Origin of the sequence: Micromonospora matsumotoense (assembly GCF_050951065.1) — a bacterium.
Classification (GTDB): Bacteria; Actinomycetota; Actinomycetes; order Mycobacteriales; family Micromonosporaceae; genus Micromonospora; species Micromonospora matsumotoensis.
Genome location: NZ_CP192025.1, coordinates 6,506,831 through 6,527,260, shown reverse-complemented (window position 1 = coordinate 6,527,260; position 20,430 = coordinate 6,506,831). Strand labels below are relative to the sequence as shown.

19 protein-coding genes are annotated in these 20,430 nt (G+C 73.7%); 12 read left to right on the top strand and 7 right to left on the bottom strand.

Annotated elements, in window-relative coordinates:
• Window positions 1-177: 177 nt before the first annotated feature.
• The 5 genes from ACQP1S_RS27790 (at window position 178) to ACQP1S_RS27770 (ending at window position 5,114) form a co-directional block, all read left to right on the top strand.
• Window positions 178-339, top strand: a complete 162-nt coding sequence (locus ACQP1S_RS27790) for a hypothetical protein (RefSeq protein ID WP_176738881.1) — start codon at window positions 178-180, stop codon at window positions 337-339.
• Window positions 336-3,659, top strand: a complete 3,324-nt coding sequence (locus tag ACQP1S_RS27785) for a nitrate- and nitrite sensing domain-containing protein (RefSeq protein WP_432900637.1) — start codon at window positions 336-338, stop codon at window positions 3,657-3,659. Before ACQP1S_RS27790 ends, ACQP1S_RS27785 begins: the two co-directional genes overlap by 4 nt.
• Entirely contained in the window at window positions 3,656-4,063 is a 408-nt protein-coding gene (locus ACQP1S_RS27780; RefSeq protein WP_067313320.1) for a roadblock/LC7 domain-containing protein, read from the top strand. Before ACQP1S_RS27785 ends, ACQP1S_RS27780 begins: the two co-directional genes overlap by 4 nt.
• Before the next feature lie 84 nt (window positions 4,064-4,147).
• The gene (locus ACQP1S_RS27775; protein ID WP_432900635.1) at window positions 4,148-4,510 is read left to right on the top strand and encodes a DUF742 domain-containing protein; all 363 of its coding nucleotides are present in this window, start codon (window positions 4,148-4,150) and stop codon (window positions 4,508-4,510) included.
• Entirely contained in the window at window positions 4,491-5,114 is a 624-nt protein-coding gene (locus tag ACQP1S_RS27770) for a GTP-binding protein (protein WP_091241891.1), read from the top strand. Before ACQP1S_RS27775 ends, ACQP1S_RS27770 begins: the two co-directional genes overlap by 20 nt.
• A gap of 78 nt (window positions 5,115-5,192) precedes the next feature.
• Here ACQP1S_RS27770 and ACQP1S_RS27765 read toward each other — a convergent pair whose 3' ends face one another.
• Genes ACQP1S_RS27765 through ACQP1S_RS27745 form a run of 5 tightly spaced genes read right to left on the bottom strand, consistent with a single transcriptional unit; the run spans window position 5,193 to window position 12,784 of the window.
• Entirely contained in the window at window positions 5,193-6,281 is a 1,089-nt protein-coding gene (locus tag ACQP1S_RS27765; RefSeq protein ID WP_432900633.1) for a uroporphyrinogen-III synthase, read from the bottom strand.
• On the bottom strand, window positions 6,281-6,628 hold the full coding sequence (nirD, locus tag ACQP1S_RS27760; RefSeq protein WP_091241885.1) for a nitrite reductase small subunit NirD: 348 nt from the start codon (window positions 6,626-6,628) through the stop codon (window positions 6,281-6,283). The genes ACQP1S_RS27765 and nirD overlap by 1 nt, the downstream gene beginning before the upstream one ends.
• Window positions 6,625-9,183: a nitrite reductase large subunit NirB gene (gene nirB, locus ACQP1S_RS27755; RefSeq protein WP_432900631.1), complete on the bottom strand. Its 2,559-nt coding sequence runs from the start codon at window positions 9,181-9,183 to the stop codon at window positions 6,625-6,627. The genes nirD and nirB overlap by 4 nt, the downstream gene beginning before the upstream one ends.
• Window positions 9,184-9,212: 29 nt before the next feature.
• Window positions 9,213-10,646, bottom strand: a complete 1,434-nt coding sequence (locus ACQP1S_RS27750) for an FAD-dependent oxidoreductase (protein ID WP_432900629.1) — start codon at window positions 10,644-10,646, stop codon at window positions 9,213-9,215.
• Complete coding sequence (locus ACQP1S_RS27745) at window positions 10,643-12,784, bottom strand: molybdopterin oxidoreductase family protein (protein WP_432900627.1); 2,142 nt, start codon at window positions 12,782-12,784, stop codon at window positions 10,643-10,645. The genes ACQP1S_RS27750 and ACQP1S_RS27745 overlap by 4 nt, the downstream gene beginning before the upstream one ends.
• Window positions 12,785-13,024: 240 nt before the next feature.
• On the opposite strand from ACQP1S_RS27745, the gene ACQP1S_RS27740 reads away from it, so the two are divergent.
• The 7 genes from ACQP1S_RS27740 to glmM all read left to right on the top strand — a co-directional run bounded on the left by ACQP1S_RS27740 (window position 13,025) and on the right by glmM (window position 18,518).
• Window positions 13,025-13,723, top strand: a complete 699-nt coding sequence (locus ACQP1S_RS27740) for a class I SAM-dependent methyltransferase (protein WP_432900625.1) — start codon at window positions 13,025-13,027, stop codon at window positions 13,721-13,723.
• Between the two features lie 32 nt (window positions 13,724-13,755).
• Entirely contained in the window at window positions 13,756-14,013 is a 258-nt protein-coding gene (locus ACQP1S_RS27735; protein ID WP_091241872.1) for a DUF6364 family protein, read from the top strand.
• Window positions 14,003-14,296 (top strand): type II toxin-antitoxin system PemK/MazF family toxin, encoded by a 294-nt coding sequence (locus ACQP1S_RS27730; protein ID WP_091241869.1) that lies wholly within the window; start codon window positions 14,003-14,005, stop codon window positions 14,294-14,296. The genes ACQP1S_RS27735 and ACQP1S_RS27730 overlap by 11 nt, the downstream gene beginning before the upstream one ends.
• Before the next feature lie 290 nt (window positions 14,297-14,586).
• The gene (locus tag ACQP1S_RS27725) at window positions 14,587-15,900 is read left to right on the top strand and encodes an MFS transporter (protein ID WP_432908386.1); all 1,314 of its coding nucleotides are present in this window, start codon (window positions 14,587-14,589) and stop codon (window positions 15,898-15,900) included.
• A gap of 211 nt (window positions 15,901-16,111) precedes the next feature.
• The gene (gene rplM, locus ACQP1S_RS27720; RefSeq protein WP_030489638.1) at window positions 16,112-16,555 is read left to right on the top strand and encodes a 50S ribosomal protein L13; all 444 of its coding nucleotides are present in this window, start codon (window positions 16,112-16,114) and stop codon (window positions 16,553-16,555) included.
• Between the two features lie 20 nt (window positions 16,556-16,575).
• Entirely contained in the window at window positions 16,576-17,049 is a 474-nt protein-coding gene (gene rpsI / locus ACQP1S_RS27715; RefSeq protein WP_432900622.1) for a 30S ribosomal protein S9, read from the top strand.
• Between the two features lie 113 nt (window positions 17,050-17,162).
• The gene (glmM, locus tag ACQP1S_RS27710) at window positions 17,163-18,518 is read left to right on the top strand and encodes a phosphoglucosamine mutase (protein ID WP_432900620.1); all 1,356 of its coding nucleotides are present in this window, start codon (window positions 17,163-17,165) and stop codon (window positions 18,516-18,518) included.
• Between the two features lie 84 nt (window positions 18,519-18,602).
• Here the strand turns inward: glmM and ACQP1S_RS27705 are convergent, their stop codons facing one another.
• Together ACQP1S_RS27705 and ACQP1S_RS27700 are read right to left on the bottom strand one after the other, a co-directional pair.
• Window positions 18,603-19,835: a pyridoxal phosphate-dependent aminotransferase gene (locus tag ACQP1S_RS27705; RefSeq protein WP_432908384.1), complete on the bottom strand. Its 1,233-nt coding sequence runs from the start codon at window positions 19,833-19,835 to the stop codon at window positions 18,603-18,605.
• An 89-nt stretch (window positions 19,836-19,924) separates the two neighbouring features.
• Complete coding sequence (locus tag ACQP1S_RS27700; RefSeq protein WP_432900618.1) at window positions 19,925-20,407, bottom strand: hypothetical protein; 483 nt, start codon at window positions 20,405-20,407, stop codon at window positions 19,925-19,927.
• Window positions 20,408-20,430: the final 23 nt, after the last annotated feature.

The window sequence follows — 20,430 nt, the reverse complement described above, 5'->3', positions numbered from 1 at the left end:
CAAAACCTTGCCAATGCCGGGGCGTGCGGTCAAGCGCGGATGCTGTCGGCGGTTTCGGGACGCGAATCTCACATTGTGGGGACATCAGATATTTACCCATGCTCACTCATCAGAGGCGTACGAACACTCTGGAGTGACATGCCCTGTTCAGGGGTGGCCTGCTAACCAGGGAAAACGGTGACCAGCGTGCTGGTCGACCGATTCCTGTCCGACTGCGGCTTCCCAAACAGGATCTTCTCTGATGAAATCGCGGCCGTGCCGCGCATGGCGCTGTCCGTCGCACCAGGCGCGGGTCGGCGGGTCAGGCGTGTGGAAGATACGACGGAGGCGATGTCGTGAGCACCGGACCGACGACCCTGCCCGAGCCAGGCGAAAGCGCCGGACACGAACGGGAGCGCCGCCTGCCCCGGCTGCGGGATGCGCGCATTCGTTCCAAACTCGCCCTCATTCTGGTCGTACCGGTTGCGGCGGTCATCGCGTTGGCAACAATCCGACTCGTCTCCACTACCGAGGGTGCGGTCGACGCCACCCAGATCCGGTCGCTGACCGCGCTCTCCATCGACGTTTCGGCGCTCGCGCAGGATCTGCACAAGGAGCGGATGGCGGCGGCCGGCTACCTGGCCAACCCGCAGCTGCGCCCGGACGACTACAACCTGCGGGTCCGGGCCACCGGCGAGCGGATCAACTCCTACCGGGCCGACCGGGCCGACCTCGGTGAGGTCCCGGCCGCCGTGCGGGACCGGCTCAAGGTGATCGACGACCACCTGCGGACGCTCGACGCGACCCGGCAGGAGGTGCTCGACCGCCGGCAGATGCCGGTCGCCGAGGCCACCCTGCGGTACGGGGTGATCCTCACCGACCTGGTCTCGTACGGCGACACCCTGGCCCAGCTGCCCGGCCAGGAGAGCCTGGCGGACGCCCGCCGCGCGGTGGCCGCGTTCGGCCGGGCCAAGTCCGCCGTCGCCGAGGAGGAGGCGGTCGCCTACACCGCGCTGGTCGGCGGACGCCTCGACGAGGAGCAGTTCTCCTCCTTCGTGGCGACTCTGACCAGCCAGCAGGAGGCGTTGCTCGGGTTCTCCCTCGCCGCCGATCCCACCCAGCGCGCGCTGGTCGACCGCGCGGTCTCCGGTGACGCCGTCGGGCTCGCCGACCGGGTGGCCGCCGACATCACCCGCTCGGTCGGTCAGCGCAGCCCGGTCAGCGCCAGCGACGCCAGCGCCGCGATCGGCGCGGTCAACGACCTGATGCGGTGGACCGAGATCCAGCTCCAGGACACCCTGCTCGCCCGCACCGAGCAGGCCCGCAGCGACGTCATCCAGCAGGCCGTCATCGAGACGGTGCTGGTGCTGCTGACCCTGATCATCGCGATCACCCTCGCCGTGGTGCTGGCCCGCTCGCTCAACCACTCGCTGCGCCGGCTGCGTGAGGGCGCCCTCTCGGTGGCCAACCACGACCTGCCGGACGCGGTCAAGCGGTTGCAGAACATGGGCAGCGTCGGCGACGGCGGGGTGGAGGAGATCGTCCGCCAGGTGCGCGACCCGATCAGGTTGACCAACCGGGACGAGGTCGGCCAGGTGGCCCTGGCCTTCAACGTGGTCCACCGGGAGGCCGTCCGGGTCGCCGCCGAGCAGGCGGCGCTGCGGACCAGCGTCTCGGCGATGTTCCTCAACCTGGCCCGGCGCAGTCAGACCCTGGTCGACCGGATGATCGGCGAGCTGGACGCGATCGAGCGCGGCGAGGAGGACCCGAAGCGGCTCGCCCAGCTCTTCGAGCTGGACCACCTCGCCACCCGGATGCGCCGCAACGACGAGAACCTGCTGGTCCTGGCCGGTGCCGACTCGGCCGTGCCGCGTCGCGACGACGCGCTGCTGGTCGACGTGCTGCGTGCCGCCCAGTCCGAGGTGGAGCTCTACAACCGGATCGAGTTCGGCACCGTCGACACCGACATCTCGGTCGCCGCCCACGCGGTCAACGACGTGGTACGCCTCGTCGCCGAGCTGCTGGACAACGCCACCCGCTTCTCGCCGCCGACCACCACCGTGGTCGCCGACGGCCGACGCATCCGCGACTACGTGCTGATCCAGATCGAGGACCGGGGACTCGGCCTCACCGACGAGCAGTTGGACTCGCTCAACCGCCGGCTCGCCGCGCCGCCGACCGTGGACGTGGCCGCCTTCCGGCTGATGGGTCTGGCCGTGGTCAGCCGGCTCGCCAGCCGGTACGGCGTCCGGGTGGAGCTGCGCCGCAACGTCGAGGGCGGCACCGTCGCCCAGGTGACGCTGCCCAACGCCACCGTGGTGCTGCCCGCCCACCGGGGCCGGGACCAGGCGATCAGCCGCCCGCGCCAGCCGCTCGCGGTCGAGCAGCCGCCGCCCGCGTCGGCCGGTATCGGCGGGGCCTTCAGCGGTGCCCGCAGCGCGGCGGCGACGCTGACCGACCAGTGGCGGACCACCCCGCCGGCGCCCGCGCCCTGGCACCCGCCGGTGGACGCCCGGGAGACCGCCCCCGCCGTGCAGTTCGGCGGCCCGGTCTCCGCCCCGCCGTTCGCGCCGCTCTCCGCCCCCTCGACCGACTCCGGATTCGCTGCCTTCTCGGCCGGCAGCCCGACGGTGGCGAACCCGACCATCGACCCGCTGCCGCGCCGGGCCATGCCGGGCGAGTCCGCCCCGGTGCTCCCGGCCGGTCCGGTCGCCGGTGCCGCCCCCGGCACGACGGAGTCGTACGGCGGTCCGGCCATGCCGTTCGCCGGTGCGCCCGCCGCGACCCCGTACGCCGGTGCCCAGGCGGCCACCCCGTACGCCGGTGCTCCGGCGGCGGCCCCGTACGCCGGTGCTCCGGCGGCCACCCCGTTCGCCCCGGCCGCGGCGGGGGCGTTCGCCCAGGCCGCTCCGCCAGCCGCGTACAGCGCCCCGGCAGCCCAGCCGTACGCCGCACCGGCCGCGTCGTACACCCCGCCGGCCCCGGCCGCGCCCGTGGTGGCCCGGCCGGACCGGCCGGCCGACTCGCCGATCTTCCGGGAGATGGAGGCGGTGTGGTTCCGGTCCCACGGGGACGACGCCACCGCGATCTTCACCCGGCCCCGCTTCGACGAGGAACCGCCCGCCGCACCACCCCGGTCGAACGGCACCACCAAGACGTCCCGCCCGCCGCTACCCACCCGGGTGCCGACCGCACCCACCGCCGCCGGTACGCCGACCGTCACGTCCGCCCCGACCGCGCCGGAGATGCCCGCCGCGACCGGCCCCGTCCCACCCGCCGCGACCGGCCCCGTCCCGCCGGCTGCGACGGGCCCCGTCCCGCCGGCAGCCACCGCGTCGCCGACCTACGACACACCCCCGCCGGTTGCCCCCGAGGCCCCGGCGGGCCCGCCGGCCGGCGACGCCGACGCCTGGCGGACGGCGGCCGACGAGGGCTGGTCCCGGGCCACCCAGGCGGCCGATCCGGCCAACGCCGGCACCACCCGTTCCGGTCTGCCGAAGCGGGTGCCGCAGGCCCAGCTCGTCCCCGGCGGGATCGAGCCGAAGGGAGGCCGGGACCGCAGCCGTCGCACCCCCGACGAAGTACGCGGCCTGCTCTCGGCCTACCACCGCGGCGTGCAGCGCGGTCGCACCGCAGGCGCGGACCTCAACAGCACCTCGACCAAGGAGACGAACCGATGAACAGGCCAGCTGCCATGCAGGACATGGGTTGGCTGCTCACCAACTTCGCCGACAGCGTGGCGGGCATCGCCCACGTGGTGGCGGTGTCCGCGGACGGGCTGCTGCTCGCCTCCTCGCGGGACCTGCCCACCGACCGGGCCGACCAGCTCGCCGCGATCACCTCCGGCGTGGTGAGTCTGACCGAGGGTGCCGCCAGGATGTTCAGCGCGGGCGGGGTGCTGCAGACAGTGATCGAGATGGACAGCGGATACCTGTTCCTCATGTCGATCAGTGACGGCTCGTCGATGGCGGTGCTCGCCGCCCGTAGTTGCGACGTGGGTCAGGTCGGCTACGAGATGGCGTTGCTGGTCGAGCGGGTGGGCGCGGCGTTGGTGCCGCTGCCCCGGGACGCGGTGCGCTCGTAGCGGGGACGGGGCCGGGCGCGACCGCGTCCGGCCAGAGGGACGACGCATCCGGGCCGGACCCGGGCGGGAGGAGGTGATCGCGGCATGGACCCCCGGCGGGACCCACGTGGGGCGCTGGTGCGTCCGTACGCGGTCACCCGAGGCCGTACCGAACCGAGCCGGGACATCGCGCTGGAGGCGGTGCTCACCTCCAGCGCGACCCAGGTGGCCGAGTCCCGCTTCGCCGGGCACGACAAGTATCGAATCGCCACCATCTGCGAGGGTCGGGCGCAGTCGCTGGCGGAGATCGCCGCGTACACCCGGATGCCTTTGGGCGTCGCCCGGGTGCTGGTCGCCGACCTGGTCGCCGACGGTCTGCTCACGCTACACACTGCCGCTCCCGCCGAGGGGTTCGAGGAGCGAATGGAAATCCTTGGAAGGGTGCTAAGTGGACTTCGCAGGCTATGACCCCGCCGGGTCGCGCCAGAGCCGGGGAATCGTCTCCGCGAAGATCGTGGTCGCGGGCGGCTTCGGCGTGGGCAAGACGACCCTGGTCGGAGCGATCTCCGAGATCACTCCGCTGACCACAGAGGCGCTGATGACCGCCGCCGGCGTCGGCATCGACGACCCGTCGAAGGTGCCGGGCAAGGAGACCACCACGGTCGCCATGGACTTCGGCCGGATCACCATGGCGCAGGACCTGATCCTGTACCTGTTCGGCACCCCCGGGCAGACCCGGTTCTGGTTCATGTGGGACGAGATCATCCGGGGTGCGGTGGGTGCCGCCGTCCTGGTGGACACCCGACGGATCACCGACGCCTTCGCCCCCCTGGACTACTTCGAGAACCGCAAACTGCCGTACGTGGTCGCGCTGAACCGGTTCGACGGCGCGGACCTGTACGAGCCGGACGAGATCCGCGAGGCGTTGGCCATCTCGGCGGACGTGCCGCTGGTGATGTGCGACGCCCGGGACCGGGAGTCGGTCAAGCAGGTGCTGGTGACGGTGGTCGAGCACGCCATGATCCGGCTGCAGGCCGAGCACGGCCGGGGCTTCCCGGCCCCGGTGGGCTGAGCGCGCACGGGTCACCGGTGGCGACGACGCAGCCCTCGGGCCGGGTCGTCGCCACCGGTGACCCGGCCCGCTGCCGGCTCACTCCACCCGGAGCCGGTAGCCGCGTTTGACGACGGTCTGTACCACCCGGGGTGCCCGCAGTCCCACCCGCAGCCGGGCCACCGCCATCTCCACCGCGTGCTCGTCGGCCCCCCGGGGCAGCGTGCGCAGCAGTTCGGTCCGGGACAGCACCCGACCGGGCCGGGCGGCGAGCGCCCGCAGCACCGCCATCGGCGCGGGCGCCAGGGGCCGCAGCTCCCCGTCGATGACGGCGGCGTGCCCGCGCAGGGTCAGCAGATGCCCGGCCGCCTTGACCGTGACGGTACGGCGGGGAAGTTCGTCCACGATGGTGCGGACCAGCGCGCCGAGCCGGGCCCGGGTCGGCGCGCTGACCGGCACCCCCCGCCGCACCAGCGGTTCGGCGGTGACCGCGCCGACGCAGCTGACCAGCACGTCCCCCCGCAACGCGGCCAGCACCGCCTCGGTACGGTCGCCGGCGGCGCGCAGCAGCGCCTCCGCCGCCGGGGCGGAGGTGAAGGTGACGGCGTCGACCAGTCGGCCGGCCACCAGGTCGATCAGCCGGTGCAGCGGGGCCGGGTCGGTCGGTGGGGCCCACCGGTAGACGGGCACCTCGATCACGGTGGCCCCGGCGGCCTCCAAAGCCTCGGTGCACTCCGGCTGCCGGTCGCCGTGCAGTTGCATGGCGATCACCTGCCCGGCCACCCCGCGCCGGCACAGGTGCTCGACCACCTCCTCGCAACTCTCCGAGGCGGGTGACCACTGGTCGTGCAGGCCGGCGGCCCGGATCGCGCCGCGCGCCTTGGGACCCCGGGCCACCACGTAGGCCCGGGACAGCATGCCCTTCAGCGGCTCGGCCAGCCCCCAGCCCTCGGCCGCCTCCAACCAGCCACGCATCCCGATGCCGGTGTTGGCCATCAGCACGTCCGGTGGCCGGTCCAGGCAGGCCCGGGTGGCGTCCCGCAGGTCGGTGTCGTCGGCCAGCGGCACGATCCGCAGGGCCGGGGCGAGCACCACCCGGGCGCCGCGCCGTTCCAGCAACGCGGCCAACTCGTCGCGTCGCCGGTCGGCGGTCACCCCGATGGTGAAGCCGGCCAGTTCGTCCCGCATCACTCCTCCTGTCGCAGCCGCACCTCGACCAGGCCGTCCCGGCAGCGGACGTCGTACCGGGGCAGGGTCACCCCGGGCAGGTCCAGGCAGAGCCCGGTTCGCAGGTCGTACACCTGCTTGTGCAGGGGTGAGGCGATGGTGGGCGCCCCGCCCCGGCTGCCGACGATGCCCCGCGACATCACGTACGCGCCGCTGAGCGGGTCGAGGTTGTCGACCGCGAACAGTTCGTCGTCGGTGCGGAAGATGGCCACCTGGACGCCGTCGACCAGGGCGGCGACGCCCCGCTCGGGCTCCAGCCGGTCCAGCGGGCAGACCGGGGTCCAGGTGAGGGTGACGGTGTCGCTCATCGCCGTACCTCCGGCAGTCCGAGGGCGACCGGCTGGCGGCGCCGGGTGGGGGCGTCGGCTCCGGTGGGTGGCGCGGCCCCGGTCGCGGTGAGGGGTTCCCGCGTCGGCACCGGCTGGCCGCGTTCCACCGCGAAGGTGATCGACGGGTCCGGCACGTCGGGGGCGTTGACGAACGAGGTGAACCGGCGCAGCCGTTCCGGGTCTTCGAGCACGTCGCGCCACTCGTCGGAGTAGGACGTGACGTGCCGGGCCATCGCCGCGTCGAGTTCGGCGCAGAGCCCGAGCGAGTCGTCGACGATCACCGACCGGAGGTGGTCCAGGCCGCCGTCCATCGCCTCGATCCAGGCGGCGGTGCGCTGCAACCGGTCGGCGGTGCGGACGTAGAACATCAGGAACCGGTCGATCAGCGTGATCAGCTCGTCGGTGGACAGGTCGGTGGCGAACAGGTCGGCGTGCCGGGGCCGGAAGCCGCCGTTGCCGCCGAGGTAGAGGTTCCATCCGGTGTCGGTGGCGATGATGCCGAAGTCCTTGCTGCGGGCCTCGGCGCACTCCCGGGCGCAACCGGAGACGGCGGACTTGAGCTTGTGCGGGGCGCGCAGCCCCCGATAGCGCAGCTCCAGGGCGACGGCCAGGCCGACCGAGTCCTGCACCCCGTACCGGCACCAGGTCTCGCCGACGCATGACTTCACCGTCCGCAGCGCCTTGCCGTACGCGTGGCCGGACTCGAAGCCGGCGTCGACCAGCCGACGCCAGATCTGCGGCAACTGCTCGACCCGTGCGCCGAACAGGTCGATCCGCTGCCCTCCGGTGATCTTGGTGTAGAGCTGGAAGTCGCGGGCCACCTCCCCGATCACGATCAGCTTGTCCGGGGTGATCTCGCCGCCCGGAATCCGGGGCACCACCGAGTAGCTGCCGTCGCGTTGCAGGTTGGCCAGGAAGTGGTCGTTGGTGTCCTGCAACGACGCCTGCTCGCCGTCGAGCACGTGCCCGGTGCCCAGCGAGGCGAGGATCGAGGCCACCACCGGCTTGCAGACGTCGCAGCCCCGGCCCCGGCCGTGCTCGGCGACGAGCTGCGAGAACGTCCGGATGCCGCGCACCCGGACGATGTCGAACAACTCCTGGCGGCTGACGTCGAAGTGCTCGCACAGGGCGGTGGACTGCTGCACCCCGGCCGCGTCCAGCAGTTGCTTGAGCATCGGCACGCAGGAGCCGCAGCTCGTCCCGGCCCGGGTGCACGCCTTCAGCGCCGGCACGTCGGTGGCCCCACCGGCGATCGCCGTGTCGATGTCGTCCCGGGTCACCGCGTTGCAGGAGCAGACCTGCGCCGCCCCGGGCAGCGTCGTCACCCCGGCTCCCGGCTCGCCCGCCGGGGCCAGCAGCGCCAGCGGGGGAGCGGGCAGCGGCCCGCCGACGCTGGCCCGCAGCGTCGGGTAGGCGGTCGCGTCCCCGACCAGCACCCCACCGAGCAGCGTCCGCGCGTCGTCGGAGAGGACCAGCTTCGCGTACGAGCGGGTGACCGGGTCGGTGAACGTGACGTCCAGGCAGCCCGGGGTGGTGCCGTGGGCGTCGCCGAACGAGGCCACGTCGACGCCGAGCAGCTTGAGCTTGGTGGCGCTGTCCGCGCCGGGGAAGGTGGCCGCGCCGCCGAGCAGCCGGTCGGCCACCACCTCGGCCATCGCGTACCCGGGGGCGACCAGGCCGTGGCAGGTGCCGTCGACGGCCGCGCACTCGCCGACCGCCCAGATCCGCGCGTCGTCGCTGCGGCAGCTCCCGTCGACCAGCACCCCGCCGCGCGGGCCGAGCCGCAGCCCGGCGGTGCGGGCCAGCTCGTCGCGGGGCCGGATGCCGGCGGCCACCACCACCAGGTCGGCGTCGACCGTGCCGCCGTCGGAGAGGTCCAACGCGGCGACCGCGCCGTCCGGGCCGGGCCGCAGCGCGGTGGTGCCCACCCCCAGGTGGGTGGTGACCCCCAACTCCTCCACGTAGCGCCGCAGCATCGCGCCGCCCGCCTCGTCGACCTGCACCGGCATCAGCCGGGGCGCGAACTCCACCACGTGGGTACGCAGCCCGAGCAGCCGCAGCGCGTTGGCGGCCTCCAGACCGAGCAGGCCGCCACCGATCACCGCCCCGGTCACCCGACCCCGGGCGTGTGCCCGGATCGCCTCCAGGTCGTCCAGGGTGCGGTAGACGAAGACGCCGGGCAGGTCCGTGCCGGCCACCGGCGGGACGAACGGGTACGACCCGGTGGCCAGCACCAGCGCGTCGTACGGGTGCTCGCCGGTCGCGGTGGTCACCACCCGCCGGTCCCGGTCGATCCCGGTGACCGGGTCGGCGAGGCGCAACTGCACCCCGTCGTCCGGGGTGTGCAGGTTCAGCTCCCCGGCGGACACGCCGTCGAAGAACGCGGACAGCCGCACCCGGTCGTACGCCGGGCGGGGTTCCTCGGCGAGCACCGTCACCTGCCAGCGCCGGTCGTGGTCGCGGGCGCGCAGCGCCTCGACGAACCGTTGACCGACCATGCCGTTGCCGACGACGACCAATCGTCCACCGGTCATCGGGTCACCTCCTCGTGGTGTCATCACGGTCATCGGGTCGTCCCCACCGAGTCCACCTCGGACAGCCAGTCGACGATGCCGCCGACGGCCTGCCGGCAGCCACCGCAGCCGGTCCCGGCCCGGGTGGCGGCGACCACCTCGTCGACCGTCCGGGCGCCCGAGCGCCAGCAGCGGACCAGGGTGCCCTTGTCGACGTCGTTGCACTGGCAGACGGTCGCCGTGTCCGGCATCAGCGCCGGGGACGCGGCGGGTGTCGCGGGGGCGTTGCCGAGCGACCGGCCGAGCAGCAGTGCCCGCCGGTCGGTGGGGACCGGGGCACCCCGGTCGAAGAGCTGCACGACCGTGCCGACCGCCGGGTTGTCACCGAGCAGGATCGCCCCGGTCAGCCGGTCGTCGTGGATCCGCAGTCGGGCGTACGTCCCCCGGGCCGGGTCGGCGAAGGTCAGCTCCTCGCCGGGGCCGCCGGTCGGGTCGCCCATCGCGGCCAGGTCGATCCCGGCGGCCTTGAGCCGGGTCACCACCGGCCGGGGCCGGTAGCGGGCCGTCGGCTCCTCGCCGGTGAGCAGCCGGGCCACCACCCGGGCCTGTGCCCAGGCGGGCGCGACCAGCCCGGTCGGGCCGCCGGTGCGGGCGCAGTCGCCGATCGCCGAGATCGCCTCGTCGTCGGTGCGCAGCCGGTCGTCGACCAGCACCCCCCGGTCGACGGCCAGTCCGGCGGCGGCGGCGAGGTCGGTGTCGGGGCGTACCCCGCAGGAGAGCACCAGCAGGTCGGCGGTCAACCGGGTGCCGTCGGCCAGCGCGAGGCGGACCCCGTCGGCGTCGGCGGCCAGCCCGGCCGCCGGCACCCCCAGCCGGGTGGCGACGCCGAGCCCGGCCAGCGTGCCGGCGAGCATCTCCCCGGCGGCCGGGTCGAGCTGCCGTTCCATCAGGTGCGGGTGGGGGTGGACGACGGTGACCGAGAGCCCCCGGGCGGCCAGGCCGCGCGCCGCCTCCAGGCCGAGCAGCCCGCCGCCGAGCACCAGCGCGGTACGGGCGGTGCGGGCGGCGGCGAGGATGCGGCGGCAGTCGGCCAGGGTGCGGAAGACGGCCACCCGGGGCGGCAGGGCGGCCGGGTCGAGGCCGGGTAGCGGAGGCACCACGGCCCGGCTGCCGGTGGCGAGGACCAGGTGGTCGTAGTCGATCCGGTCGCCGTCGGTGGTGCGCACCGTCCGGGCCGCCCGGTCGATCGCGGCGGCCACCACGCCGGTACGCACGTCGGTGCCCTGCCCGGCGACCTCGGCCAGCTCCACGTCGGGCTCGTCGACCTTGCCGGCCAGCAGCGTGCTGAGCATGATCCGGTTGTACGCCCGGTGCGGTTCCGCCCCGAGCACGGTGACCTTCCGGTCGCCGTTGCGGCTGTGCAGTTCGGTGGCGAGCCGGGCGCCGGCCATCCCGTACCCGACGATCACGATCTGCCCGGTCATGCCCGCTCCACCCGGACCGCGCAGATCTTGAACTCGGGCATCCCGGAGACCGGGTCGAGGGCGTCGTTGGTGACCGAGTTGGCGCGGGCCGCCCCGGGCCAGTGGAACGGGGCGAAGACGGTGTCCGGCCGGATGGTCGGGCTGAGCCGGGCCGGTGCCCGCAGCTCACCCCGGCGGGAGGCGACCCGGACCTCGTCGCCCTCGGTGATCCCCAGCCGGGCGGCCAGGTCGGGGTGCAGCTCGACGAAGCCGTGCGGGGCGGCCCGGTGCAGCGCGGCGACCCGCCGGGTCTGCGCGCCGGACTGGTACTGGGCCAGCACCCGCCCGGTGGTGAAGTGCAGCGGGTAGTCGGCGCAGACCTCCTCGGCCGCCGGCCGGTGCTGCACGGCGTGGAACCGGGCCCGGCCGCTGGGGGTGGGGAAGGTGTCGGCGAAGAGCCGGGGGGAGTCCGGCCCGTCCGGGTCGGGGCACGGCCAGAAGACGCCGTCGGTCGACTCGATCCGGTCCCAGGTGACCCCGGCGTAGTCGGCGACGCCACCGGCGGAGGCCCGCCGTAGCTCGGCGAAGACGGTCCTCGGATCGGTCGGGAAGCGGTCCGGAGCGGTGCGTGGGGCCGGGAAGTGGTCCGGGGCGGTGCGCGGGGCCGGGACGACGGTCCGGGCGGTCGTCGGGGTCGTCGGGGCCGGACCGTCCGACGTGGCCGCCGGGACCGGTGCGCCGGGGGTGTCGGCGAGGCGGTCGGCGAGGCCGGCGAGGACGGCCAGGTCGGTGCGGACGCCGGGGGGTGGTTCGCGCAGTGCCCGGCGGCGCAGCACCCGACCCTCCAGGTTGGTCATCGTGCCGTCCTCCTCGGCCCACTGGGCGACCGGCAGCACCACGTCGGCCAGCTCGGCGGTCTCGGAACGCAGGAAGTCGGCCACCACCAGCAGGTCCAGGTCGCGCAGCCGGGACTCGACCCGGGCCGCCCGGGGCGCGGAGACGACCGGGTTGGAGCCGAAGACCAGCAGCGCGCGGGGGCCGTCGGGGGTGCCGAGCGAGTCGAGCAGCTGGTAGGCCGGTACCCCGGGGCCGGGCAGCTCGGCGGGGTCGATCCCCCACACCCCGGCGACGTGGGCGCGGGCCACCGGATCGTCGATCTTCCGGTAGCCGGGGAGCTGGTCGGCCTTCTGGCCGTGCTCGCGGCCACCCTGGCCGTTGCCCTGGCCGGTGAGGCAGCCGTACCCGGAGTGTGGGCGGCCGGGCAGGCCGAGGGCGAGGGCGAGGTTGACGTACGCGCTGACCGTGTCGACGCCCTTGGCGTGCTGTTCGGCGCCCCGGGCGGTGAGGATGACGGCCGAGTCGGCGGTGCCGAGCGCGCGGGCGGTCTCCTCCAGGTCGGCCACCGGCACCCCGGAGAGCCGCTCCACCTCGGCCGGCCAGTACCCGGCGACGGTACGGCGTACCGCGTCGAAGCCCTCGGTGCGGGTGGCGACGTACTCCCGGTCGATCAGCCCCTCGGTGAGCGCGATGTGCAGCAGCGCATTGGCGACCGCCAGATCGGTGCCGGGCAGCGGTTGCAGGTGCAGATCGGCCTGGCGGGCGGTGGCGGTGAGCCGGGGGTCGACCACGATCAGCCGGCCGCCCCGGGCCCGCTGGTCGGTCAGGTGCCGCATCAGCGGTGGCATGGTCTCGGCCGGGTTCGCGCCGACCAGCAGCAGGGTCCCGGTCCGGCCCAGGTCGGTCAGCGGGAAGGGCAGCCCCCGGTCGATGCCGAAGGCGCGCAGGCCGGCCGCTGCGGCCGAGGACATGCACCACCGGCCGTTGTAGTCGATGTGCCGGGTCCGCAGCGCCACCCGGGCGAACTTGCCGAGCGCGTACGCCTTCTCGTTGGTGAGGCCGCCACCGCCGAAGACCGCGACCGCGTCCCGACCGTGGGCGCGTTGCACGGTGCGCAGTCCGTCGGCGATCCGGTCCAGGGCGACGTCCCAGCTGGCCGGGCGCAGCTCGCCCGCCGGGTCGCGGACCAGCGGGGTGGTCAACCGGTCGGGGTGGTCGAGCAGTTCGGCGGCGGTCCAGCCCTTCTGGCACAGCCCGCCCCGGTTGGTGGGGAAGTCCCGCGGCCGGACCTCGATCCGGCCGCCGGTGTCCCGCAGCACCATGCCGCACTGGAGTGCGCAGTACGGGCAGTGCGTTTCCGCCTCCGGGGGTGGGGGCCCCGTTCGTGTTGCGGCGCGTGCACCGTCTGTCATGTCCGCAAAGCGTGCCGCCGGGCGGTTTCCGACCGGGGTCCCTTCTGTTTCGGTCCTGTCAAGAGCGGTTCACACCGCACGGGGGCAGAGAAGCGGTCGGTGGGGTCTATAATATGAGACAACTTTCTTAGTATGTGAGAGGAGTGGATCGTGGACGTGACGGCGGCCTTCGATGCGGTGGCAGGTTCCTACGACGGGGCCCGCCGCCGGCTCATCCCCTGCTTCGACGACTTCTACGGCACCGCCGTCGAGGTGGCCGCCCCGCCGCTGCGGGCCGCCCTCGCCGCCGGTCGCACCCCGGAGGTGCTCGATCTCGGCGCCGGCACCGGGCTGCTGTCGCTGCTGCTCGGTGCGGCACTGCCCGAGGTCAGGGTGACCCTGGTCGACGGTGCGGCCCGGATGCTCGCGGTGGCCGCCGACGGGCTGGCCGCGCGGGGGGTGGCGCACCGGACCGTCGTCGCCGACCTGGCCGACCCGCTCCCCGCCGGCCGGTACGACGCGGTGGTCTCCGCCCTGGCCGTGCACCACCTCGACGACGACGGCAAGCGCGCGCTCTACCGCCGGGCGGCCGAGGTGCTCGTCCCCGGTGGGGTGTTCGTCAACGCCGAGCAGGTGGCCGGTCCCACCCCGACCCTGGACCGCCGGTACGACGACGTCTGGCTGGCGCAGACCGCCGCGCGCGGCGCGGACGCCGACGAGATCGCCGCCGCCCGCGAGCGGATGCGGCACGACCGTCCGGCGTCGGTGGCCGACCAGTGCCGCTGGCTGGCCGACGCCGGCCTGGTCGACGTGGACTGTTTCTACAAGGCGTGGCGGTTCGCCGTCTTCGGCGGCCGGCGGGCCGGATGACCCGGGGTCATACCGGGAGTAGGATCGACGGCATGACTGCCAAGGTGACCCTCTCGTTCTCCGACGAGACGATCGAGGAGGCCCGCCGGTTCGCCAAGCGGGAAGGGCTCTCCCTCTCCGCCTGGATGGACCAGGCCGCCCGGGAGAAGGCGCTGCGCGAGGTCTTCACCGCCCACGCCGAGGCGGTCGGCCGGGCCGGGCTCGACCTGGAGTCTGCCGCCCTCGCCGACGCCCGCGAGGTGGGGATGGTCGCCGACGTGCTCTTCGGCGGTCGCCCACGTGCTGCGTAGGGGAGAGGTCTGGCGCATCGAGGGCGCCCGGGAACGGCTCGGCCTGGTGATCAGCTCCGACGTCTACAACTCCACCGACGTGCCGATCGTGATCGTCGCCGAGGTGGTCGAGACCGCCCTGCTGCGCGACTCCCCGCTCGCCGTGCCGATGGGTGGCAACGTGGTGATGCCCGACCGGCTGTCGGCGCCGATGAAGAAGTGGTTCACCGAGTGCGTGGACGTCGCCGACACCGAGACCATGCAGCGGGTGGCCCGCGCGCTGCGCATCCTCCAGGAGCTCTGACCCTCACCGCTGCTCCCCGGTCGACGTGCGATCTCCGTTTCCGGAACGACCCACGTGGGGCACCGCCGGGAAACCGGCCCTGCCTAGCCTCCTGCTCACATCGATGAGGAGGAGTCGCCGTGAGCACGCCCGCCAGCAGCACCGCCGCCGATCCGTCGGCCGCCGCCACCACCACCGATCCGTCGGCCACCACCGCCGTCGGTCCGCCGGGCGACACCGCCGTCCCGCCGACCGCCGACGCGCAGGTCGCCGCCCCCGGACCCACCCGCCCCGCCGGACGTCGGCACCGGATCGACGACTGGCGGCCCGAGGACCCCACCTTCTGGCGGACGACCGGAGCGCCGATCGCCCGCCGCAACCTCTGGGTGTCGATCTTCGCCGAGCACGTGGGCTTCTCGGTGTGGAGCCTCTGGTCGGTCACCGTGCTCTTCCTCGGCCCGGCCTACGGCATCGACCCGGCGGGGAAGTTCCTGCTCACCGCCGTACCGGCCGCGCTGGGGGCGGTGCTGCGGCTGCCGTACACCCTGGCCGTGGCCCGGTTCGGCGGGCGGAACTGGACCATCGTCAGCGCGCTGCTGCTGCTGGTGCCGGCGGTGCCGATGGCGCTGCTGCTGGAGCCGGGGGTGTCGTACACCACGCTGATGGTGCTGGCCTGCCTGACCGGGGTCGGTGGCGGCAACTTCGCCTCGTCGATGGCGAACATCAACCTGTTCTTCCCGGACCGGCTCAAGGGCCGGGCGCTCGGGCTCAACGCCGGCGGCGGCAACCTCGGCGTGCCGGCGGTGCAGTTGGTCGGGCTGGCGGTGCTGGCCACCGCCGGGGCCGCGTACCCCCGGTTGGTGCCGGCGGTCTACCTGCCGCTGATCGTGCTGGCCGCGCTCGCCGCCGCCCGCTGGCTGGACAACATCCCGGACGCCCACAACGAGCCCGGCGCGCTGCGGGAGGCCGCCCGCGACCGGCACACCTGGGTGATGTCCCTGCTCTACGTGGGCACCTTCGGCTCCTTCATCGGTTTCGGCTTCGCCTTCGGCCAGGTGCTCCAGCTCCAGTTCGCCGAGCGGTTCCCCACCCCGGTCGACGCGGCCTGGCTGACCTTCCTCGGGCCGCTGATCGGCTCGTTGATCCGGCCGGTCGGCGGCCAGCTCGCCGACCGGCTGGGCGGGGCCCGGGTGACGTTCTGGAACTTCGTCGCGATGGCCGCCGGCGCCGGCCTGGTGCTGTACGCGGCCCGGGAGCGGTCGTTCCCGCTCTACCTGGCCGGGTTCCTGGCGCTGTTCGTCTTCTCCGGCATCGGCAACGGGTCGACGTACAAGATGATCCCGGCGATCTTCCGGGTCCGGGCGGCGGCCGAGGCGGAGCTGACCGGGGACCCGGTGGCGGCGCAACGCCGGGCCCGGCGGCGCTCCGGGGCCCTGATCGGCATCGCCGGGGCGGTCGGTGCCTCGGGCGGAGTGCTGGTGAACGTGGCCTTCCGGCAGTCGTTCCTCGCCTCGGGCAACGCGGACGCCGCCTATCTGGCCTTCATCGGCTGGTACGCGCTCTGCGTCGTGGTGACCTGGGTGGTCTACCTGCGGCCCGGTCCGGGTAAGCTGATCGGCGTGTGACGCTGGTCATCCGCCGAAACCGCAGGCCACGCCGGTCGAACCCCCGTTTTGACCAGCCGACGGGGCGCCGGGTATCGTTGCCTGCTGTTGTACGACATCCAGAGGCGTGCCGCTCAGGTACGCTTGGTCGTTCGTGCGCGCTGGTCCGGCCGGGAAGCCTCTGGTCACCTCGGCGCGCGACCCCAGACCGACGACGAGACAAGGTAGACCTGTGCGTACGTACAGCCCGAAGCCGGGTGAGATCGAGCGTCAGTGGCACGTTATCGACGCCTCTGATGTCGTGCTGGGCCGCCTGGCCACCCACGCCGCCACGCTGCTGCGCGGCAAGCACAAGCCGACTTTCGCGCCGCACGTCGACACGGGCGACTTCGTCGTCATCGTGAACGCGGGCAAGGTGGCGCTGACCGGCAACAAGCGGCAGACCAAGGTCGCCTACCGGCACTCCGGTTACCCGGGTGGCCTCAAGCAGATCGGCTACGAGGAGCTGCTGACCAAGCGGCCCGAGCGGGCCATCGAGCTGGCGGTCAAGGGGATGCTCCCGCACAACAAGCTCGGCCGTCAGCTGATCAAGAAGCTGAAGGTCTATGCCGGTGCCGAGCACCCGCACCTGGCGCAGCAGCCGGTGCCGTTCGAGATCAAGCAGATCGCGCAGTGAGCGAGGGCGAAGGAAACAGCATGACCGACATCACCGAGACCGAGGTTGCCCCGGAAGCCCCTGAGGCCACCGAGGCGCCCGCGCCCGTCGCCCGCGCGCCTCGTGGTGACCGGCCGATCCAGACCGTGGGACGCCGCAAGGAAGCCATCGTCCGGGTCCGTATCGTCCCCGGCACCGGCAAGATCACCTGCAACGGCCAGGAGCTCGAGGCGTACTTCCCGAGCAAGGTGCACCAGCAGCTCATCAAGGACCCGCTGGTCACCGCCGAGAAGCTTGAGCAGTTCGACGTCATCGCCAACCTGCGTGGCGGCGGCACCACCGGCCAGGCCGGTGCGCTGCGGCTGGGCATCGCCCGTGCGCTGATCGTCAACGAGCCGGACGACCGCCCGGCCCTGAAGAAGGCCGGCTTCCTGACCCGGGACGCCCGGGTCAAGGAGAGCAAGAAGTACGGTCTCAAGAAGGCCCGTAAGGCTCCTCAGTACTCGAAGCGCTGATCACCCACAGCGCGTTGTACTTCTGACGGACGGCCGGGTCCGCCTCCCCCACGGGAGGCGGCCCGGCCGTTCCGCTTTCTCCACTCATCGCAGGTGCACCGGAGGTTCGCGGTATGGGGCGGTTGTTCGGCACGGACGGCGTACGCGGGCGGGCGAACGTGGATCTCACCCCGGAGTTGGCGCTCGCGGTGGCGGTGGCCGCCGCGCACACGCTGGCCGAGTCGGACCGCAGCCACCCGCCGCTGGCGGTCGTCGGGCGGGACACCCGGGCCAGCGGCGAGATGCTGGAGGCCGCCGTGGTCGCCGGGCTCACCAGCGCCGGGGCCAGCGTGGTCCGGGTCGGCGTGCTGCCCACCCCCGCGGTGGCGTTCCTGACCGCCGAGGCCAAGGCCGACCTGGGCGTGATGCTCTCCGCCTCGCACAACCCGATGCCGGACAACGGGATCAAGCTGTTCGCCGCCGGTGGGCACAAGCTGCCCGACGAGATCGAGCTGCGGATCGAGGCGGCCGTCGAGGCGAACGCCACCACCGCCTGGGACCGCCCGGTCGGCGCGGGGGTCGGCCGGGTGCACGACCTGCTCGACGGCGCCGACCACTACGTGCAGCACCTCGTCGGGACCGTGCCGCACCGCCTCGACGGCATCAAGGTCGTGGTCGACTGCGCCAACGGCGCCGCCGCCGAGGTCGCCCCGGTGGCCTACCGGGAGGCCGGCGCCGAGGTGATCGCGATCCACGCCGAGCCGGACGGCCTCAACATCAACGACGAGTGCGGCTCCAACCACCTCGACAGCCTGCGGGCCGCCGTGGTCGAGCACGGCGCGCACCTGGGCCTCGCCCACGACGGCGATGCCGACCGCTGCGTGGCGGTCGACGCCACCGGCGAGGAGGTCGACGGCGACGAACTGATGGCGATCCTCGCGCTGGCCCTGCGGGACGCCGGCGAGCTGACCCAGGACACCCTGGTCGCCACCGTGATGAGCAACCTCGGCCTGCGGTTGGCCATGTCCGCGCAGGGCATCCGGCTGGTCGAGACCAAGGTCGGCGACCGGTACGTGCTGGAGGAGCTACGCGCCTCCGGCCTGGCCCTCGGCGGCGAGCAGAGCGGCCACCTCGTCATGCCCGCGCACGCCACCACCGGGGACGGGGTCCTCACCGGCCTGCACCTGATGGCCCGGATGGCCGCCACCGGCCGGTCGTTGGCCGAGCTGGCCTCGGTGGTCACCAAGCTGCCCCAGGTGCTGATCAACGTGCCGGTCGGCGACCGTACCGTCGGTGCCGCCGCGCCCGCCGTGCGGGCCGAGGTCGAGCGGGCCGAGGCCGAGCTGGGGGAGACCGGTCGGGTGCTGCTGCGCCCGTCGGGCACCGAACCGTTGGTGCGGGTGATGGTCGAGGCCGGCACCGAGGAGACCGCCCGGTCGGTGGCCGAGCGGATCGCCGAACACGTCCGCACCGCCAGCCCCGTCACCTGACGCCCGGCCGTGCCCGCCGGGGCGCTTACCCGACGGGCCGGTGATTGCCGACCGCCGGGCCGGGCGAGGTGCCGGCGGGTGCGGTCAGTGGGCCCCGGCCAGCGCACGCAGCCGGGTGACCGCCTCGGTCAGCACCTCGGGACGCTTGCAGAAGGCGAACCGGACCAGCCGGCGGCCGGCCTCGACGTCGTCGTAGAAGACCTGGGTGGGCACCGCCACCACGCCACAGCGCTCCGGCAGGGACCGGCAGAACTCCAGCCCGTCCCGACCGCCGAGGCCGGTGATGTCGGCGGTGACGAAGTATGTCCCCTCCGGGGTGAACACCTCGAAGCCGGCGTCGGTCAGGCCGCCGATCAGCAGGTCCCGCTGCCGTTGGAGGCTGTCGCGGAAACCGGTGTAGTAGGCGTCGGGCAGGGCCAGCGCCACGGCCACCGCCGGTTGCAGCGGGGCGGCGTTGACGAAGGTGAGGAACTGTTTCACCCGTAGCACCGCCGAGACCAGCGGGGCGGGGCCACTGACCCAGCCCACCTTCCAACCGGTGCAGGAGAACGTCTTGCCGGCCGACGAGATCCGCAGCGTGCGCTCCCGCATCCCGGGCAGGCCGGCCAGCGGCAGGTGCGCGGCGGCGGCGTCGGTGAAGACGAGGTGCTCGTACACCTCGTCGGTGACCGCGTAGACGTCGTGCACCTGGCAGAGTTCGGCGACCAGGGCCAGCTCCGACGCGGTGAAGACCTTGCCGGTCGGGTTGTGCGGAGAGTTCAGCAACACCAGCCGGGTCTTCGGCCCGAACGCGGCCCGCAGCTCGGCCGGATCGAAGGCGTACCGGCCGTCGTCGCCGGGGCGCAGGGTCACCGGCCGCCGCACCGCCCCGGCCAACGCGATCGACGCCGCGTACGAGTCGTAGTACGGCTCGAAGCAGATCACCTCGTCGCCCGCCTCGCAGAGCGCCAGGATGCTCGCGGCGACCGCCTCGGTGGCCCCGGCGGTGACGACGATCTCGTCGGCCGGGTCGTAGTCCAGCGCCCAGAACCGCCGTTGGTGTGCGGCGACGGCAGCGCGCAGGGCCGGGATGCCCGGACCGGGCGGGTACTGGTTGTGCCCGGAGCGCAGCGCCTCGGCGGCGGCGGCCAGCATCTCCGGTGGCCCGTCCGTGTCCGGGAAGCCCTGGCCCAGGTTGACCGCGCCGGTCCGGACGGCGAGCGCGGACATCTCCGCGAACACGGTCGTCCCGAACGCACGCATCCGGGCCACCAGCGGGTCCACATCGGTCGGCGTCGTCACGCCTGTCAGCCTACGGCCCGGGACCGCCCCTGCCATCAGCTCGTGGCCGCGTGTGCCACCCCGGTCGTGGTCGACCGGCAGGGCACAGGCCGGCTGCCGGCCGGTGCGCCGCGCGCAGTGACCGGTCAGCGGATCGGTCTGGCGTGGCACTGCACCCGCCAGCCGTCCGGACCCACCGCGTCGGTCACCCGGGGTCGGCCGGTGACCGTGGTGGCGCACCGGAACCCGCCCTCGTTGTCATCGGCGCGGGCGGCGCTGACCAGCACCCGGTCCGGGTCGTCGGTGCGCAGCTCCATCCGCCACGGCAGCCGCACCTTCTCCCGCTGGATGAAGTAGCCGTCACCGTCGTAGAACTGGAGGTCCACCGGCCCGGTGCCGGTCACCTCGTACGTCACGGCGTACCGGCCCGGACCGTCCGCCGGCCTGGTGGCGGGCGCGGACGGCTGGAACGGCTGTGGCGGGCTCCAACTGGGCTCGGGGTCTTCGTAGTAGCCGCGGTCGTAGGGGTCCTCGGTCGCCGAGTCCGGTGCGATGTCACCCAGCAGGGTGCTGCCCCCGCAGACGCAGGCGCAGAAGCCGAGGACGAGCACCACGACCACGGCGATCACGATCCCCACCACCTGACCGGCGC